The sequence below is a fragment of the Paenibacillus andongensis genome (genome assembly GCF_025369935.1).
GTDB classification, from domain to species: domain Bacteria; phylum Bacillota; class Bacilli; order Paenibacillales; family NBRC-103111; genus Paenibacillus_E; species Paenibacillus_E andongensis.
Genome location: NZ_CP104467.1, coordinates 5,703,321 through 5,721,573 on the forward strand (window position 1 = coordinate 5,703,321; position 18,253 = coordinate 5,721,573).

The 18,253-nt window shown below is 46.1% G+C and carries 19 protein-coding genes and 1 riboswitch; of the genes, 8 read left to right on the plus strand and 11 right to left on the minus strand.

What is annotated here, in order from left to right:
* Positions 1-11: 11 nt before the first annotated feature.
* The 4 genes from NYR53_RS25580 to NYR53_RS25595 all read left to right on the plus strand — a co-directional run bounded on the left by NYR53_RS25580 (position 12) and on the right by NYR53_RS25595 (position 4,146).
* Positions 12-2,261, plus strand: coding sequence for an FAD-dependent oxidoreductase (locus NYR53_RS25580; protein WP_261301933.1), 2,250 nt, complete (start codon positions 12-14; stop codon positions 2,259-2,261).
* A gap of 85 nt (positions 2,262-2,346) precedes the next feature.
* A riboswitch (ZMP/ZTP riboswitch) is annotated at positions 2,347-2,426 on the plus strand.
* A gap of 62 nt (positions 2,427-2,488) precedes the next feature.
* Positions 2,489-3,340 (plus strand): bifunctional 5,10-methylenetetrahydrofolate dehydrogenase/5,10-methenyltetrahydrofolate cyclohydrolase, encoded by an 852-nt coding sequence (locus tag NYR53_RS25585; protein WP_261301934.1) that lies wholly within the window; start codon positions 2,489-2,491, stop codon positions 3,338-3,340.
* Between the two features lie 126 nt (positions 3,341-3,466).
* Positions 3,467-3,646, plus strand: a complete 180-nt coding sequence (locus NYR53_RS25590) for a hypothetical protein (RefSeq protein ID WP_261301935.1) — start codon at positions 3,467-3,469, stop codon at positions 3,644-3,646.
* Positions 3,647-3,945: 299 nt separating this feature from the next.
* Positions 3,946-4,146 (plus strand): hypothetical protein, encoded by a 201-nt coding sequence (locus NYR53_RS25595; protein ID WP_047686271.1) that lies wholly within the window; start codon positions 3,946-3,948, stop codon positions 4,144-4,146.
* 41 nt (positions 4,147-4,187) lie between these two features.
* On the opposite strand, the gene NYR53_RS25600 is transcribed toward NYR53_RS25595, so the two are convergent.
* The 7 genes from NYR53_RS25600 to NYR53_RS25630 form a co-directional block, all read right to left on the minus strand.
* Positions 4,188-4,397 (minus strand): hypothetical protein, encoded by a 210-nt coding sequence (locus NYR53_RS25600; RefSeq protein ID WP_029199363.1) that lies wholly within the window; start codon positions 4,395-4,397, stop codon positions 4,188-4,190.
* Between the two features lie 102 nt (positions 4,398-4,499).
* The gene (locus NYR53_RS25605; RefSeq protein WP_261301936.1) at positions 4,500-5,375 is read right to left on the minus strand and encodes a M14 family metallopeptidase; all 876 of its coding nucleotides are present in this window, start codon (positions 5,373-5,375) and stop codon (positions 4,500-4,502) included.
* 139 nt (positions 5,376-5,514) lie between these two features.
* Complete coding sequence (gene racE / locus NYR53_RS25610) at positions 5,515-6,324, minus strand: glutamate racemase (protein WP_290428960.1); 810 nt, start codon at positions 6,322-6,324, stop codon at positions 5,515-5,517.
* Positions 6,325-6,441: 117 nt separating this feature from the next.
* A complete protein-coding gene (locus tag NYR53_RS25615; RefSeq protein WP_261301937.1) occupies positions 6,442-7,422 on the minus strand; it encodes a polysaccharide deacetylase family protein in 981 nt (326 codons plus the stop codon).
* Positions 7,423-7,508: 86 nt separating this feature from the next.
* Entirely contained in the window at positions 7,509-7,928 is a 420-nt protein-coding gene (locus NYR53_RS25620; RefSeq protein ID WP_261301938.1) for a disulfide oxidoreductase, read from the minus strand.
* A 109-nt stretch (positions 7,929-8,037) separates the two neighbouring features.
* The gene (locus NYR53_RS25625; RefSeq protein ID WP_261301939.1) at positions 8,038-9,201 is read right to left on the minus strand and encodes a glucose 1-dehydrogenase; all 1,164 of its coding nucleotides are present in this window, start codon (positions 9,199-9,201) and stop codon (positions 8,038-8,040) included.
* A gap of 18 nt (positions 9,202-9,219) precedes the next feature.
* On the minus strand, positions 9,220-11,256 hold the full coding sequence (locus tag NYR53_RS25630; protein ID WP_261301940.1) for a glycoside hydrolase family 15 protein: 2,037 nt from the start codon (positions 11,254-11,256) through the stop codon (positions 9,220-9,222).
* 173 nt (positions 11,257-11,429) lie between these two features.
* Between NYR53_RS25630 and NYR53_RS25635 the strand changes: the two genes are divergently transcribed.
* Both NYR53_RS25635 and NYR53_RS25640 read left to right on the plus strand, forming a co-directional pair.
* On the plus strand, positions 11,430-12,089 hold the full coding sequence (locus tag NYR53_RS25635) for a helix-turn-helix domain-containing protein (RefSeq protein ID WP_261301941.1): 660 nt from the start codon (positions 11,430-11,432) through the stop codon (positions 12,087-12,089).
* Between the two features lie 224 nt (positions 12,090-12,313).
* Positions 12,314-13,429: a phosphodiester glycosidase family protein gene (locus NYR53_RS25640; protein WP_437180072.1), complete on the plus strand. Its 1,116-nt coding sequence runs from the start codon at positions 12,314-12,316 to the stop codon at positions 13,427-13,429.
* 48 nt (positions 13,430-13,477) lie between these two features.
* Here the strand turns inward: NYR53_RS25640 and NYR53_RS25645 are convergent, their stop codons facing one another.
* Both NYR53_RS25645 and NYR53_RS25650 read right to left on the minus strand, forming a co-directional pair.
* Entirely contained in the window at positions 13,478-13,849 is a 372-nt protein-coding gene (locus NYR53_RS25645; RefSeq protein WP_261301942.1) for a YtxH domain-containing protein, read from the minus strand.
* Positions 13,850-13,863: 14 nt separating this feature from the next.
* Positions 13,864-14,310 (minus strand): DUF948 domain-containing protein, encoded by a 447-nt coding sequence (locus tag NYR53_RS25650; protein ID WP_261301943.1) that lies wholly within the window; start codon positions 14,308-14,310, stop codon positions 13,864-13,866.
* 175 nt (positions 14,311-14,485) lie between these two features.
* On the opposite strand from NYR53_RS25650, the gene NYR53_RS25655 reads away from it, so the two are divergent.
* Positions 14,486-15,118: a bifunctional 4-hydroxy-2-oxoglutarate aldolase/2-dehydro-3-deoxy-phosphogluconate aldolase gene (locus NYR53_RS25655; RefSeq protein WP_261301944.1), complete on the plus strand. Its 633-nt coding sequence runs from the start codon at positions 14,486-14,488 to the stop codon at positions 15,116-15,118.
* A 651-nt stretch (positions 15,119-15,769) separates the two neighbouring features.
* Here NYR53_RS25655 and NYR53_RS25660 read toward each other — a convergent pair.
* Positions 15,770-16,402: a helix-turn-helix transcriptional regulator gene (locus NYR53_RS25660; RefSeq protein WP_261301945.1), complete on the minus strand. Its 633-nt coding sequence runs from the start codon at positions 16,400-16,402 to the stop codon at positions 15,770-15,772.
* Between the two features lie 84 nt (positions 16,403-16,486).
* On the minus strand, positions 16,487-16,918 hold the full coding sequence (locus tag NYR53_RS25665) for a DUF86 domain-containing protein (protein WP_261301946.1): 432 nt from the start codon (positions 16,916-16,918) through the stop codon (positions 16,487-16,489).
* 269 nt (positions 16,919-17,187) lie between these two features.
* On the opposite strand from NYR53_RS25665, the gene NYR53_RS25670 reads away from it, so the two are divergent.
* Entirely contained in the window at positions 17,188-18,240 is a 1,053-nt protein-coding gene (locus tag NYR53_RS25670; RefSeq protein ID WP_261301947.1) for an acyltransferase, read from the plus strand.
* Positions 18,241-18,253 lie beyond the last annotated feature (13 nt).

The following is an 18,253-nucleotide window of genomic DNA, read 5'->3' on the forward strand; positions in this document are numbered from 1 at the left end:
GGTGCTAAGTTATGAAGCATGAAATCGTTCAATCAGACATAACCGTGGTCGGCGGCGGATTAGCAGGTGTTTGTGCGGCAATCGCTGCAGCACGGTTAGGCCAAACAGTCTCTCTCGTCCAAAATCGTCCTGTCCTTGGCGGAAATGCCAGCAGTGAAGTTCGCGTCTGGGTATGCGGCGCTACCTCCCACGGTGTTCATCGAAATGCGAGAGAAACCGGTATCATGGGTGAACTATTTGTAGAGAACCAGTACCGTAATATCGACGGAAATCCTTATATTTGGGACTTAATCGTACTTGAAAAAGTCAAAACGGAGAAGAATATCACATTGTTCTTGAACACGGATGTCCATGAGGTCCACGCGGAAGGTGACGAGACCAGTCGAACGATTCGTTCTGTCACAGGCTGGATGATGGGATCTGAACGGCGTATTCGATTCGATAGTCGTGTTTACCTCGATTGCACAGGTGACGGGTTAGTCGGTTTCCTCGCAGGTGCGAAATATCGCATTGGGCGTGAAGCACAAGAGGAGTTTAATGAGGAATGGGCACCACTCGTCGCGGACGATATTACACTTGGAAGCACCCTGTTGTTCTATACAAAAGACGCAGGCCGACCGGTCAAATATATCGCACCAAGCTTCGCGAAAGACATCACACAAACCTCCATTCCCATGAAGCGAGTCATTCGCAGCGGCGATAATGGATGCGCTTATTGGTGGATTGAATGGGGCGGTGAGCATGATGTTGTTCATGAAAATGAGCGAATCCGCGATGAGCTGTCCTCCGTCATCTACGGCATTTGGGATTATATCAAAAATTCCGGTAAATTCGAGAGTGAAAACCTGACGCTCGAATGGATCGGCTCCATTCCGGGGAAAAGGGAATATCGTCGTTTTGTTGGAGACTACGTACTGAATCAGAACGATATCATCGCACAGGAGCTGTTTGAAGACCGTGTCGCGTTCGGCGGCTGGTCCATCGATTTACATCCACCGCAGGGGATGTATGCCACAGCCAAAGGATCTAAACATATGCATATGGACGGCAGTTACCATATCCCGTTCCGTTCTCTCTACTCCGTCAACGTGACGAATATGCTGATGGCGGGACGCAACATCAGCGCGTCCCACGTGGCCTTTGGCACGACGCGCGTCATGGCGACATGTGCCGTCATAGGCGAAGCCGCGGGCACAGGAGCAGCGCTCTGCGCGGCAAAGGGCATCTCCCCCCGTGAGCTGCACAGCAGCCACTTGAGCGAGCTTCAGCAGACGCTGCTTCGACAGGATGCAGCCGTCCTCGGTCTGAAGAACGCGGATGCAGCAGACCTCGTGCTCCGCGCTGAAATGACAGCGTCCAGCACCTTGACGCGACTTGCGCTTGAGCAATCTGCGTCGGTGCTGCCGCTCAGCGCGCATGTGGCGCTTCTCGTGCCGGCAGATCCGTTCATTGACGGCATTGAGCTGCTGCTGGATGCTTCGGAAGCTACGGAGCTTACAGTCGAGCTCTGGAGCACTGGGAAGCCGCAGAACTACGTCCCCCATACACAGGTGACGTCCATTCAAATAGCAGTCGCTAAGGGTACTCAGCAATGGGTAAATGCTGCACTTTCTTGGCATCCTGAAGCCGCTCAGAACGCTTTTGTCATTCTCAGAAGCAACCCTGCGCTTTCCGTCCATCTATCCGCCAAACCACAAACGGGCGTGCTTTCCTTCAAGCATGATGCTGCATCAGCAAATGCCGTAGATTTCGGTGATATGCATCATCATCAGCCGGTCATTGATTGGAGCGCGCATGCCTTCATTCGGAAGCCAATCTGCTTCCGTCTGCTCTCGCCCACTTCCGCATTCGCAGCCGATAAAGCTGCCGATGGGTATAAGCGTCCTTACGGAGGCCCTCACCTATGGTCGTCGGCTGGCCTTGAGGTCTCTCAGTCTGAATGGCTTGAAGTCAGTTGGCCAGAGACAGTGCGGATTCGCAGCGTACATCTCACTTTCAATGATGATGTGAACGAAGATTTAATTAATTTGCATCATCATCGGACGGAATTCGAGATCATTCCTGAACTGGTCAAAGACTATAAACTTCAAGCCTTCATCAGCGGTGACTGGACCACAGTGGCTGAAGGGCTCGATAATCATACGCGCAATCATGTTCATCTGTTGCCGAAAGCTGTGACGACTGATCGACTTCGGGTGGTAGTTGAAGCCGCGAACGGGACGGAACGGGCAGAGATTGTAGAAATCCGTTGTTATGGTTGATGGTTATTCAAGACAAACAAAAACACCCGTAAACATTTTAAGAGTTGCATATTCCATAACCTGCCATTATGATTAGATCAATTAAAAGTTGATGTGTGACTGGCGAAGCATGGATACCCATGAGGAAGCACATTGATGTTACAGCCGTACGCCTGGGCAGAGGTAAGGGGGATTCATCCCCCTTACCTCTTTGTGTTTTTACAAACAAATGAAGGGTTGAGGGTAAAATGAATGCTGAAACATTAATTTTGGATGGTACACGCGTCGCGAAAAGCATGAAAGAAACATTAGTCGAAAGAATCAAGCACCTGACTGCAAAAGGAATCTTACCATGTTTAGCTACGATACTTGTTGGCGATGACCCTTCTTCCGAAACCTATGTACGTATGAAAAGCAGCGCATGCAAGCGGCTAGGCATTGATTCCAGACGAATCCACCTCAATAAAGCAACTACAACAGAGGAGCTAATTGCTGTAATCCAACAATTAAACGCGGATCCTCAGGTCCATGGTATTTTATTGCAGCATCCGGTTCCACATCATATTGATGAAAGAGCCGCGTTTGAAGCCATTCAGATCGAAAAAGATGTGGATGGTGTAACCATGCAGGGCTTTGCTCAAAATGCTTTTGGAATGGCCAGCTTTCCATCCTGTACGCCAGCCGCCATTCTATCCATTCTCGATTATTATCAGATTCCAATTGAAGGCAAGCACGCGGTAATCGTTGGCCGGAGTCCTATTCTAGGTAAACCCGTATCGCTTATGCTGCTGAATCGAAACGCAACCGTCACCATTTGCCATTCGAAAACGAAGAATCTCCCCCTCATCATCGGATTGGCTGATATTGTCGTTGCAGCAGTTGGTAAACCTGCATTTATTCAAGGAGCATGGATTAAGGAAGGCGCAATCGTAATGGATGCCGGGTACAATGCTGGGAATGTTGGCGATGTTGATTATAAGGCTTGTCACATTAAAGCTAGCGCTATTACACCTGTACCAGCCGGAATTGGCCCGGTGACCATTGCGATGCTGCTCAAACACACTGTCATTGCTGCCGAAAAAAGCAAAATGTTAACCTAAGGTTCCGACATTCTTTTTTCTAAAATAGGTCTTAATAACCCTTGCTTAACCTAACATGGTGTGTTATATTAAAAGTGCGTCAAATCAAGGTTTCCACTTCAAAAAGTTGACATAGGAGTGATACAAATGCCCAACAATTCCGTTCAAATCCCGCAAGGTGAAGAATTAATTCGTGTAGAAATGACTGTTAAGGAAGCGCTTGCATTGACAGGCACTAAATTTAACCAAAACCACAAATTAGAGACAGATGCAATCAAGAAGGTAAAACAATCCTTAGAAGATAAATTGCTACCACCTAACCATTAATCCATACTCTTTCATCGCACATAGCCCTGACGAACGATTTCTAATCGCTCGCGGGGCTTTTTTCTATGTTCAAAAAGAATTATTTCGGGTATCTCATTTTTATCGTATCAAATTCAGCCGAATGCTTATAATAATCTCGCACCGCCCAAAATCCTACATTTTAAGGAGTGAACAACCAAATGTCAGAAGATCATAAGCAGCAAGGGCACGCCAGACAAAATACTACGACACGTACAACAGATCAAAAAAGCAACAAGAAAGGCAAGAAATAACGATATTCCACTTCAGGAGGCCGATATATGCTCGATCAGTTAGAAAGCAATTATGACTGTGCGAATGCGGGCTCTGACCTGCATAGTTTAAAACAAGAACTTGAACAATTCCAAGGGCAAGCAGCCTCTTCCGACAAAGAACAAGAAGAGCATCGGAATCGACTTGAGAATCAAATTCGGTTTATAGAAAATAAGTGTTCCATTCCAAGCGAACATATCCCGCAATGAAGAAAGTCCACGCCTTAGATAACAGGGCGTGGACTTTTGCATTAGTTGACTTTTCTTCTTGTCAAAATACACGGAACGCCTTTACCGACGGCTCCTGGCTCCGACATCATGGCCAAATACCGAAGTCCTCTTGTGCACGGTGTCTTACAAACCGCACATGTGGACGACTCCACAAGCCTCATCGTGTATTGTACTCTGGATGAAAGTTCTTTCTTCTTGGATGCCTTGCCTTTCCCTTTAGGTGGTGCCATATCCACGCCTCCCAACAGTTTCCTTCCTTCAGTATATGAAGTCTGGGCGGAACGGTTCTTGGGAAGCATGTTCAAGTTCGTTGTACTTGTCTATGGCAAATTTTAAAATTCCATTGCTGTTAATAGGATCGGAACCAATTCCTCATAGAGGGATGCGAAGGATTCCACAGGCAGGGGATTTACCCCAAATCCTACTTCAACAGTAAAACCGGGTCTACGAAATTGTTGGATGAACCAGTCTTTGTAACCCGCGTCACTATCCGTTAGTTTAACCGCCTCATAGTTGCTCGCTATGGCAAGCCGCTCAGCAAGTGCCTCAGATTCCGGCGGCTCATAGTCGCGATAATTCCAATAAATCTCCCTACCTTGGGTATGCAGCGCTACGACAAGCTCAAAATCATGGCATTCTGTAAATTGAGCTAATGCTGCTGCCTCAGGCTCCGTTAACGGTGCCTCTCCACCGTAATCGCGCTCACTAGGCCCTGTCTTCTCTCTACGTAATGCCTCTTCTTCCCAGTGTGCTGGGAATTGGTCATTGAGATCAACACCACGAATATTGGACTTCCAATTTCTGAAATCCAGCGATCCTCCATTCCAATCTAACAGCTGATCTTGGAAGGGATGTTCCTCGGTAACTCCAGACAGAACAAGTTCCACACCATCTGGATTCACCATCGGTACCACCCAAAGTGAATACTCCGATAGGAGACGTCTAATGTTGCTGCCATGCCAGGCCGTCCCTCTTGCATAAGAGCAAGCAAGATCTTCCGTGAATTGCATTAATAACGGTGTTGTAATCCATTCATTCGCATGCAGCGCTGCGTTGAAATGAATCTCTTTCGCACCTTGACCGATTCGCAGAGCTGGGATGCTTTTCCCCAACACACTTACGCCTATCTCTTCAACATGAAGAAAAGGATATATCTTGCAGAGCCGATTCAGTTCTTCACAAAGTGTCCAATACCCGTATCCTAACACACGACCACCTCACAGCCCATTTACTTAGTTCGTATGGCTATGATTATGCCCGCAGGCTTCGAATCATGCGGATTCAGGCACGCTTTGCAGCTTAGTTTCTTATAAAAAAATAGACCCCATCAGGGTCTATTCGCATTACTTATAAAATATTATGCACCTGCCAAACGACTGGCGTTATAGAAATCTGCTCTCTCAGCCAATTCTGTGCAATTTTCTTAAATAATTCGGGCTCACCGCTGCAAAAAAAATGATGGATTGGCAGCTGCCCCGATGATGCCAGTATGTCACGGTGATAAAGGATCGTGCTGATCTCTCTTGCCGTCTCGTCTGCCGATGAAATCAAGGTCACATCCGGTCCCATGACGCGAGAAATGGCTTCCACTAGGAAGGGGTAATGGGTGCAGCCTAGGATTAAACAATCTATCGGCTTACCGACTAGCTGTCTGAGCGATTGCTCGACAATCGCGTTAGCACTATCCGCACCAAAAAGCCCTTTCTCTACAAACGGTGCTAACAGCGGGCAAGCTTCGCTATACACTTGAATGTTCGGGGAAATTAACCTTAACGCATATTCATAGGCATTGCTGCGAATCGTTCCTTCCGTACCGATAACTCCGATAACACCGCTTCGCGTAGTTTTAATCGCGGCTCTCGCTCCAGGCAAAATAACGCCTATCACAGGAATGGATACCCGTTCACGAATATCTTCAATGGCCACTGCTGTTGCTGTATTACAAGCGATAACGATCATTTTAGGATTAAATTGAATTAAGTACTCGACGATTTGCCGAGTGAAAGTTCTTACCTCTCCAGCAGATCGGGGACCATACGGACTTCGAGCCGTATCTCCGAAATAAATCACTTTTTCCTGCGGAAGCTGTCTCATGAGTTCTTTTACTACAGTTAATCCTCCGACTCCGGAGTCCAGTACGGCTATCGCTTGCTGCACACCTATCCGCATCCTTTGCCGGTTAATGAAATACGTAACCACATGGATAGGATATGAGCGTCCAAGCTGAAAGGTACCTAGGTGAACGTATCAGATTTCTGGTCAGACAGGCACTATTTAGGAATGCAGTTCACTCACAATTCCGAATTCATAGCCTTTCTTCTTGATCTCTTTACAGATACGAGACAGCGCCTGCATATTTTCTAAAGATCCCTGATGCATCAATATCACATTGCCATCATGCAAATTATTCATAATATCATTGTATGGATCTTCCGCCCCGTTGGCTCTCGGTTCCCAATCCTTCATAGCTGTAGACCAGAACACAGAGGTATATCCCATACTGGATACTAAGTTCAAATTATGCAGATTGTAATGCCCAAAAGGAAAGCGGAAATATTTCTCGACTTCTTTCCCTGTGAGTTTTTTATATAAAGCTTCGAAATCTGTAATTTCTTTGCGAATCTGATCATCGGTCATGTCATTAAAATCGTTGTGTGTCATCGTATGATTGGCAACGAAATGACCATCAGCGACAACCTTTTTTAAATACTCCGGATTTTTCTTAATGTTATTGCCCGAAATAAAGAAATTCGCTTTCACATCGTTTTCTTTCAGAGATTTTAGCATGAGATCGACTTCGATCAAGGGACCTCCAGCATCGATCGTTAAATAAACCTTTTTACCGGTTCCAACCCAAACCGCTTTCTGGTCCGCTGTGAAGGATTTTGTTTCTTTTGGAAAATCAGGAACTTGCCCTGTTTTCTTTTTCATGTAGTACCAGGAATAAGGAACGTGATCGCCAGTCACTGACTTGGTTTTGGAAAAGTTGCCTACTACTGCAGGCTTTGGAGTTGCGGTAGGCTCTGGAGCCGATGTTGGCTTCGGTGTCGCACTGGAAGCAGGTGTGGATTGAGGAGTAGGTATGGGTTTAACTGTTGATTTAGGAGTTGGAGTCGCCGCTGGACTTGCTGTTGCTTGTGGCTCAGCTTTTTGGGCTTGACTCAAGTCTGGGGAGAGCAGGCTTTTGTCTGCACAACCAATCAATGATGCGCTTAGAACGATCAGTAGTGCAGCACTTTTGGAAATTGACGTCATTGTAGCACCTCGTTTTGGAATGAATACTCATGTATTCATTTCGACAGCGCTAGACAAATTCCCTGCCTATTTCAGGTAAAAGTTGTTTATTTCGTAGCTCGATACGTCATAAATTGAAGAATCGTGATGAGGATAAAAGCTGTTCCGGCAAGCATAGGAATCGTGATGAAGCCTAGCCAATTCAAGTAATCAACATCGCATGGAATAGGGCCGCAGCCTGTTGCTGATTCGTGAAACACACCTGATTGCAGCAGTACATGGTAGACGGAAATACAAGCTCCCCAGATCGTCAGCGGCAGCACATAGATGGTTAATTTGTAGTCTCTGCGCACGGCTGCAATCCCTAATAGAATAACTAATGGGTACATAAGAATGCGTTGGTACCAACATAATTTACAAGGAATAAAGTTCATAATCTCTGAGAAATACAGGCTTCCCAACGTGGCAATTAAGGCTAGAAGCCATGATAGGTGCATGCCATTATCTCGTAACCATTTGTTTGACATCAATACTCGTCCTCCCCTTCCTCCTTATTATAAAAAAATTGCCAAAGGAAGTCTAACAAGAACGAAAAATGACCAAGCAGGCATCAACATGCCTACTTGGTCACTTCCGTTAAACGGAGAAGCTATACACCACTTCATTCGTTTGTTTCACGAGATCATCCCACTGTTCCACGGGAACAATATCCACAACGGCTTTGATCGGTATGCTGTTAAAATCCAGCTTTGGCACGTCTTCCAAAGTCATCCGATTCGTAACCAAGCGGTCGAGCCAGCCCGGAAACTGCTTCTCCATTTGCTGTAAGCGGTAAATGGCGGTCTCGAAATCTTTGCGCGAAGCATTGACCGAGCCGATCACGCACTTATTCTCCAGCACCATGCTCTGGTTGAGCATGTCGGACGAAATCTCCAGCTTACGATCCGCTGGTGTAACACCCAGCAGCGCCAAGACTCCGTTTGGCGCTAGAACAGACATGGCCTCGAAGGCAAGCGGGCTGTAGCCCGTGCATTCGAGAATCAGATCTATCGGCTTGCCGAGACCCTCGGCATAAGCCGTCATCGTCGCCGCGCTGCCGCCGTCAGCGACAGCCTCCTTAAACACACCTCCGCTGTCCTTCACAAGCTGCGCTTGTAAACTGTCCTGCGGAGATTTGGACCAGACATAGGCTTCCAGCCCCAGCAGGCGGCATGTCATTGCAGCGAGCAAACCAAGCGGTCCAGACCCGAGTATAAGCGCAGTTCTCGGCTCCCAGATCAAGCGCTGCTGGACCCGCAGCACTTGGTCCCAAACCTTCTCAACGATGCTCTGCGGCTCGACTAGCACCCCATGCTTCAGCAGTTCCTTCGGCACCTGAACCAAATAGCGACCTTCCTCTTTGTAATACTCGGAGAGGAAGCCGTGAGCCCCTTTAATGCCCCGTTCGACAAACTCACCGGTCTGACAAAAATCCGAATGACCATTGCGGCAATTGACGCAGCTTTGATTTCTGCAAGGCCGTCTTACAATGGCGGTTACGAGATCACCAGGTTGGAATCCACTATCCGCCCCAACCTCAGTCACAACCCCTAGTGACTCATGTCCTGTGGTCAAATCGTCTTCATCTTCGGGAGGAACGCCGTATTTCTCCTGCAGAATTTCCTTGTCCGTGCCGTCGAGACCAACCGCTAGCACTTTTACAATGACTTCTTGAGGCCCTGTAATTACGGGGTCCTTCACATTTTCAAGCTGAATAGTCGGATTCCCCTGTCGAAGCTGCTTGACGCGAATTGCCTTCATGACTTCCTCTCCTTCCAACTAATGAACGACGGGCTCCAGTACTTTGTCCTCACTCGCATCAACCGCTTGCTTCGTTCCCTTCGAGGTTAATAGCTTTAATTTCGACAAATATTCTTGCGTTACCTTAATAAAAGAAGCATGTGACCATGTTAATGGTGAAACGGACATAGGTTCTCCTGTGAAAGGATGCACTTGCTCAGCCATCGTTCCTGAAGGCGCAGCATGTAGAATAGCCCAACGCATCAATTTCTCCGCTTCCAACAAGTCCTGAACGGTTTTGGCAGACGCCACCAGCCATTCTGCGTACCAAAGGGTACATATAAACCAAGGATTGCCCGGTACTTTAGCGACATCATTGGTGACTTGATGATAATAGTCGTTCTCATAGCGGGCGATACCGCCGATATCTGTTTGTACCCATAATTTCTCTTTCAGAATCTTCATTGTTGCCACAATCCTCGGATCTTCAAGCTCAAACAAGCCGAAGTCAAATAGCGCATACATACTCATATCAAGCGTGTAGTCCGGCACATACGTATTTTGGTCATAATTCCAATATAAAGCCCGCAAAAAGCGATTCTGATCTGGCGCATACAGATGCTGTTCGGCAGCTTTCTTCACTTGACCTGCGATATCCGCGTAGTAAATGGAGCGTACTTTATCCTGATGATATTCGGCAAAACGAGCTGCTGCTATAAGACCGGCATATACCGATGACACCGTGAAAGCTAGTACACCATAACGCTCTTCCCAGAGATCATAAGAAGGCAAAGGAAGTCCGGATGCATCCCGATAACGAACGAGAAAGTCCGCTGCGGGTTTCACAAACTTCTCATAATCCTCGCGTGAGTTCTCGATCGTTCCAGCCAGCTTATGGTGATGCCACAGCGTATACAATACGAGAGCTGTCTCATCCTCTTGAATCGCAAGCTGCTTATTCCCCCGACTATCCACCCAAGGATGCCAGCTCGAGCCTACTGAACTGTCCGGGTTATATTTGTGCATGAGATAGCCTTCAGGCGTTAGCACTTTCTTACAGAAATCAAAAAATTTCCTGGATAATTCATAATACCCTGCCCGGTCTAACGCATGTGACACCAAAGCGCCATCACGCGGCCACATATACGAGTAAGTATCCTTGGCAAATTTCAAAATATCCGAATCATTCGCCGCAATGATAGCTCCTCGATTGTCGACATTTGTTCGGGTAATCAACAAGCATCGCTTATAAAATGATTCCAAATCAGGCTTCAGCAGCGATAGCTGGTGGGCATCTTGATTCACCCATTTCACCCAATGATCGTGGGTTCTTTGTAATAAGGCTTGCGGAGTTGCTGTGCGAAGTAATCGCTCTAAACGCTCTACCTCCTGCTTCGTACGCCCAAAACAGACCCAGAACCAAGCTTCTTTCGCGCTTTGTGGCGGCACCTTCATCGTCAATTCAATTACACCATCAACGGATCCCTGCGCGATGGCATTTCCCCCTAGATGACCATCTTCAGCATCACGCCATGTTCCTTCCAAACCGTGAATCCCTTTTTGTCCTGTTGCATAACCGCTAGGCATTGCTTTCGCTGTGTCTGGAGACAAGCAAGATAGTGACATATAACGATGACCCTTATAAAATAAGAGTGAATTCAACTCCGGATCAAAATAAATCGTATCTCCGACGCCATTTCCATAGATTTGGAGATCCAGATGAAAATACAGTTTAATTTCTCTTTCCACATCAAAACGGTTTTCCACCTTCACCTTGCGCAAAAACACATTCTGCTGTACATCAACCCCATCACGAATAACGAAGCTGAGACCTAACCTTTCATGAGCGCATTCCGCGTTAGTAACAAGCGAATCTTCCAAATAATTGAGCTTTTTTGAAACCTCTGGATCGTCAATCCAGAAAAATCCTTCCGGACACCAAATGCCAAAATGTGAAAGATGATCACTAGATTGATTCTCTTGACCTACTAAAGGGTAATACATGTCACGAATATTATAAGCAGCGTCGAAATTAATGAGTACATTCCCGTTTCCTATGGGTAAATCTCTTGCCATGCCATCAGCCTCTTTCCAAGATATTGCTACTAATTTACCAATTTGAGTGCTTAAATATGCACGCGGCGGTTCTTGACTGGATATTCAGGTAATTGGCACCAATTCGCGCCTTAAAGATGTTCATTTCATTCGAATTCATTTACAATTAATCACATATGGAGGGATACGTTACTATGAAACAATTTGAAGGATTCGGTAAATTTTTGGAAAGCTTGCGGGGGAAGATGTCTTTGCGTGAAGCGGCTCATAAAAGCGGACTGTCACATGCCTACATCAGAGACCTTGAACTAGAGCGGAATCGTTCGACCAATGAGAAAATCAAACCCTCTCCTGTCACGCTGAAAAAGCTGTCGGATGCCTACAACTTTTCATATACGGAACTTATGGAGAAAGCCGGTTATCTCGAGAAAGAGGACGTACAGGCAGTCAACGAGCAGGAGCTAGTCCCTATGTCGGATACACTGTTTATCGAAGTCAGCACGAAGGAAATTACGTATCATACACGAATTGGCAAAGTTAGCCGAAGTGTGATTTCATTACTGGATTTCAGTCATTTTCTAGATAAGCTCGAAGAGCAAGGATTTAAGAAGATGGATACTGACTTATTCGTCAACCTAAATCATGTACAGAAATACATCGAAAAAGAAGGAAAACTCTACTTCGATCCTCTAGGAGTCAGCAAATTTGTCGTTATCGCAGCGATTCGTCAGAAGAAATACCATGAGTTAATCATCCGCAGCGTAGCGAATAACACAGGAATGGGATTGGAGTTTCAATACGACCGTAATTCCGTTGCGGATACACGTTTTCAGACTTTAAAGCGGCCTATTTAGGAATATTGAGAAAAACCTCAGTCTCTGCCTCAAGTGCAGGTATTTTTGCTAAAATGGTTTGAAAAGAGGTTAAAGTTCGCTCCAAACCGAAACTCATAATTTCATATCAACTTACAAAAAAAGGAGAAAAGTTCAGTCATTATGAAACTTTTGCTCCTTTTCTTTCGTTTATTTATAAGGATAGTTAGATTGAATATATGGCAGAGAGGATAGGTAAAGAAAACATGGCTGTACAACAAACCACCTCCCAGCAGTCTACTCGTCTAACGAGAGTTAAACGCAAGAGGTCTGCGGGAATGAGCTTTATCGTGTATGGAGTAGTTGGGTTTACCTTACTTTCTGTGATGTCCTTATGTTGGTTTTTCCTTACTTCCTCTGGTTCGAATGTAAGATTAATGATGGCTGACACCTTGATTACAACCCAACACCGGGAGTGGGCCAAATATTTAATAGGATCTACAGAGCTACAGAAGCGCGTGGAAGCATATTGGGAGAAGTTCGACAAAATGGGTGATGAGAAAGATAAAGGATTCGTCGAAATTGACCATAACTCCCCCCTTACCCCAGTTGTTGCCAAGAAAGATTTGGTCACCATAGAGCCAATTTCGGGGACAAATTTCAAAGGACAGCTCGTCACGATTTCAGATCCGAAAAAGCTTCGGATCGCCGTACCTGAGAAAGCAGGTAAAGGGGAGAAGGTTTCCTCTATGGTCAAAAGAACCGGAGCGATTCTCGGCGTTAATGGCGGAGGATTCATCGATCCCAATTGGGAAGGAAACGGCTTCCAACCTGAAGGCATTGTCATCTCCGGAGGCAAAATCTTTTATAATGACAAAGGCATGAACGGCACTGTGCAAGTCGTTGGTATCGATAAAGAAGGCCGCATGATTGCAGGCAAATATAAGGTTTCCGAGCTTGTGGACATGGGCGTACAGGAAGCTGTATCGTTCAGCCCTAGGTTCATCGTGAATGGCGTTGGGCAAATCAAGAGCCAAGCCGATGGCTGGGGAATTGCTCCGCGGACCAGTATGGCGCAGACCAAAGACGGCTCCATTCTATTCGCCATCATCGATGGCAGACAGAAGCATAGCATCGGAGCGACGCTGTATGATGTACAGCAGATATTCCTAGAACATGGCGCTGTAACAGCTGCGAATCTAGACGGCGGTGCCTCAACGGTACTTGTTCATAAGAATGAGATCATCAACAAGCCATCAAGTGAATACGGGGAACGTTACCTCCCTACAGCGTGGCTTCTCTTCGATCATCCTGAAACGGCGAACATTAAGAACGTTTGGGAAGGTCTTGATATTCGTAAAATTGATCCTTCCAAGTGGTAAAGGAAAAAGCAGAAAGCTCTATTCTCAGAGCTTCCTGCTTTTTTTGTTTTAACGATTTCCTAGAATGACCAAATCTTCCGCAGCCTCGCTAACTTCTTCTTCTGGAGAGTCCAGTTCTTCGTCACTTTTGGACTCTTTCCAGGAACGAACAGAATCTACGACGTTTACGGCTGTGTCTTTTGCTTTTCCATATAATTCCGATGTTGTTGTACTCACGGTTTTCGCAACTTCTTGTGTTTTTTGACTTACGTTGGTTGCAATTTGCACCGTTTTGTCGCTAACCGCTTGGGCTTGCTCCGCAATGTCACTTCTCAATTCACGACCTGATTTCGGTGCAAACAGAAGCGCCGTTGCTGCTCCGAGTATGCCTCCAACAATCGCACCGATGAGAAGATCTTTACCTTTTTTTTCATTGGACATAAGAAATCCACTCCTTAATTGTCTGATTTGGCATGCTGGTAGGCCCGCCATCTTTGCCACAGCTCAAATCCCGTCGTTGCCCACTCCATGGCGTCTTGGATTCGCTTCTGGTGGGTATGTACAACCTTTTCCGCACCATGAATCGATTCATTCATCACACGTGAGGCGTTGCGAAGTGCAGAAGCGGCATCCCCTATAGCAGCTCCTGCCTTCTCCACAGATTGAATACTCGGCTCTAAGGCAAGTATCTGCATATGCACCTCTTCCGTGAGCAGCCCTACCTTCGTCATCAAATGCTCCGCTTGCACGGCTGTCTCCGCTAAGGTCATCTTAGCTTGTGCAGCCGTATCGCCCAATTTGCCTAATATCTGCACCATGGCAATCAACATGCGAATGGCAAAGCCGATGAGCACGATAAAAGCTACTGCTGAACTGACGACACTTATCTCTATCCATGTCATGACGGGCACCTCCTGGACCTAAAAGCTATGCGGGTGGATGACGGCTTCTAGACGAATGCCTATGATTTACTACAGTATAGGTAGGCGCAGCTTGTTTTGACACAAAAAAGCTGGAAAAATTTCTGAGACCTGTCATAATGAAAACAAATCAAACTAGAACACTTGGAGGATTAAGATGAACAGAGAGCAAGGACTTAAAGAAATCGAACGCACCCGTATCATTGCTATCGTTCGAGGTGTGCAAGAAGCTCACATTCTTTCTTTAGCTGACGCACTTCTTAAAGGTGGCATTACCGTCATGGAGGTCACCCTCAATACACCTGGGGCTCTACGTATGATTAGCGAGCTGCAGGATAAATCGGGTCAGCACATGTTTATTGGCGCTGGTACTGTACTAGATCTAGAAGATGCTAAGAAAGCCGTCCAGGCCGGTGCTTCATTCTTGGTAACTCCGAATATGGATGAGGAAGTGATCCGGTGGGCTAGTACGGAGGGGATTCCGATTTTCCCAGGCGCAATGACACCAACCGAAATCGTTAAAGCATGGAAGGCAGGCGCTACGGCTGTGAAAGTATTTCCGAGTGCAAGCTTAGGTCTCACTTATATAAAAGAATTGATGGGTCCTCTAGACCAAATTCCATTGATAGCTGTCGGCGGGGTTACGGAGGAGAATATCAAACAATTCCTAAACATTGGTTGTTACGGACTAGGCATCGGTGGTTCCTTAATTAATCTCAAAGAAATCGCAGCAGGCCGCTTCGAGTGGGTGACAGATAAAGCTGCCAGTCTTCTTGCTGCTTCGCAGTAGGACAAAGAACATATAAGCGCGGAAAACGCGCTTATTCAGGAGCGCCCGAACATATAAGCGCGAAAACCGCGCTTTCAGCGAGAACTCTGCTAGCTGAAGCTCTTCGGTAGTGCCTGAGAAGCCGAAAATCGACTTCCCAGCAAGACCAACCTTAGCGTCCGTTCTGAATAAGCGGGGATCGTACGAGGAACTATCATTCAAAGGCCACAATTACTGCAAAAGTGCAGATATTTTTGCTGAAATCGCTTAAAATTAGGAAAAGCCTGCTAAAATGCAGGAATTTTTGATTTTCCATCTTGATATAAAAAAAGACTGCAAAAAGCCTGCACAATTGCAGGAGGTATTTATGAATGGGAGCTATTCAAAAGAAAAAAGCCTGCACAATTGCAGGTTTACCATAACTATAGTTACTCCTTCTTGTTAAAGTTCGCGCCAACCCAAAACACATATTTATTTATACGTTTTTGGTTAAGCTTCTGCTTAACCAAAAACGTATAAATTCTTTGAACAAATAAGCGCGAAAACCGCGCTTTCAGCAAGAGCATTGCGAGCCGAAGCTCGCCTACAGAGTCTGAACTGTCCCGCGCGTCCATGCAGATTAAGTTCCTAGACAACAAAAAAACCATCTTCCTCCGTGTGTGAGGTTGATGGTTATTTATTTTGACTAATGATATAGACACACTTGCTGGCACCCTTCGCTAAACACTCCGTTCGCTCCACGTTCGCGTCAAGCAAATTCCGAAACAAGGCTAACTCGCACTGACACGCTTGCGTAAATGTATTCGCCACCTGCGTAATCGGACAGTTATGTTCACTAAACATATACGCGTCCTCTCCAAGCTGTGACCAATCCACCATGTATCCATTCTCGTTCTGAATAAGCGCTAGCTCAGCCACCCGCTCTTCCAAGTTTTTCTCACTCATGCGCGGTTGATACCGCGATTCAAGCTTAGCTTGCCTGCCTTCAAAAAGACGTTCGATCTTCTCTTGACCTTCGCCTTCTACTAGCTCATCAAGCAAATCGAGCGTCAATTGCATGTATTTCTTGGGAAACAATTCATCCGCTTGCGGAGCTAATGTGTAAACGTTAGTCGGTCTTCCCATGGCTTGCCGAACAAGCTTCGTTTCGAGCAGATCATCTTTCTCCATGGAATGGATATGACGCCTGACAGCCATTTCCGTAATTCCGAGCTGTTTGGAAATATCATGGACACTTAGCGGTCCCTGAGTTTTGAGCATAGAAAGAATCACTTTACGCGTGGATGTCTCAAGTGTATGATTCACGCTCTCACCTACCTCGGAACTGTCATTTACGTCTCATTTTACAGCATTGTTAACAATAAGTAAATTAAGAAACAACTATGTATGTTATTCCAATTCACTCTTAATAAATGCTCGAACACTCCCTGCAAATTCTTCAAAAGCAGCTGGAAGTTTCGGAATTAACGGGTTCAATTCTTGACGGTTCCAATCCACATAGTCCTGGACAAGAGGCTTTCTAAGCTTCACGAGCTCAAGCAGCGTTTCTTTCAATGCTTCTGAATAGGCGCCTTCTCCATGCACAATTTCCACGATATCCTCATAGCTGCTGGCATCTCTTAGTATAAAAGCATCGATCAGCAAGCTTCCAACATCTGTCACTGTTTCGATTGCTAAGTGTAGAACACGTTCCTGCGCAAGCTGCCATACAAGATCATTGGTGCCTTTCGCCCACTGCTCTTCTAAATTCTTGCTTGCATCAGCTAAAGCAGCCAGAAACTGAATTCTTTGATCGATCTGTTCATGATTAATAAAATACATGGTGCTATCTCCGTCCTCTTTTTCGCCATTTCGTCCAAATCATCATTGCAAAAAAAGTAATAATAACCAGAAATACTAACAATACAGCCTGCATGACGTATTCATAACTCACGTTCATTCACCCTCTTGACTCTCACTTGGTTCATACTACTCTCAGTTTATCGTGGGTGCGGGGGAGCGTCAAGCCAGCAAGATTCTCTTGGAAACCGTATTGTTCTCTCATTTCTTTCATGATAGAGTAAAAAAAGTGAAAAAGGAGAGTCATAGACATGTTATCAAGGCCCAAGCTTATCGAAATCGATATCGTGCGCGCTATTGCGATCATCGCAGTCCTCGTCATTCATGGTACTTCAAGCGCGACTCAGCTACCGATAGGAACTGTATCTCATGCTGTATTTTTCATCCTCAACAAGGCCAGTTTGTTCACCGTTCCATTGTTTATTTGGATCAGTGGTGTTGTCTTATTCTATACGTACTACGACCGCTGGGAGTCGGGAATGTCGCGGGTTTTCTGGACAAAACGGTTGCGAAAAATTCTAATTCCCTATGTTCTTTGGTCACTTTTCTATTACCTATTCAATCAATTCGTATTTCATGGCAGACTTGGTTTTGACGTTATACACGTTATCAAACTGCTCATGTCGGGAAATGCTAGTTATCATCTCTATTATATAGTCATTATTGTTCAGTTCTATCTCCTATTCCCTCTGATAATGACGGCCGCTAGACGGTCTCATTGGTTTCGTAAAGGACTTATTCCGATAGGTATTGGGATTCAAACAGCAGCCTATTGCTTTCATCATTGGGTGTATCCTCTTCCCGAATACGCCTCGCTGTTTCTAAGCTATTCTGCCCTATTTGCTTTCGGCGCTTTCATGGGCATTCATTATGCGGCGATTGCTGCTTGGTCTAACCGCTTTAAAGCTGGGATTTGGAGTATTATGCTCTTAGCAGGTTTCGCATTTGTGGGGATGCTATTGCTCCACGAATACGGACTCGCTTCTATCGAAAATACATGGTTCGAGCTATCACTCCTCCTCTATTGTATGGCAATCCCGCTATGCTTCATCCAGTGGGGTCGTAAGCTGCTCGGGAGCGGCTCACCGATCGGCGTCGCGTTATCTGCCTTAGGCGGTGCTTCATTCGGCATCTACCTCGTGCATCCCGCGCTATTAACGCTCTGGGATCGCATCGCGCCAGTGCAGGAGCAGCTCTGGCTGTACGATCTACACACAGTCGCGTCGGTTCTCATCGGACTGTTTGGCTCTTGGCTGCTCGTGCGGCTGTATGCGAGCGCACAAAGAAAAGGTTCCGCCAATTGAGCGGAACCTTTTT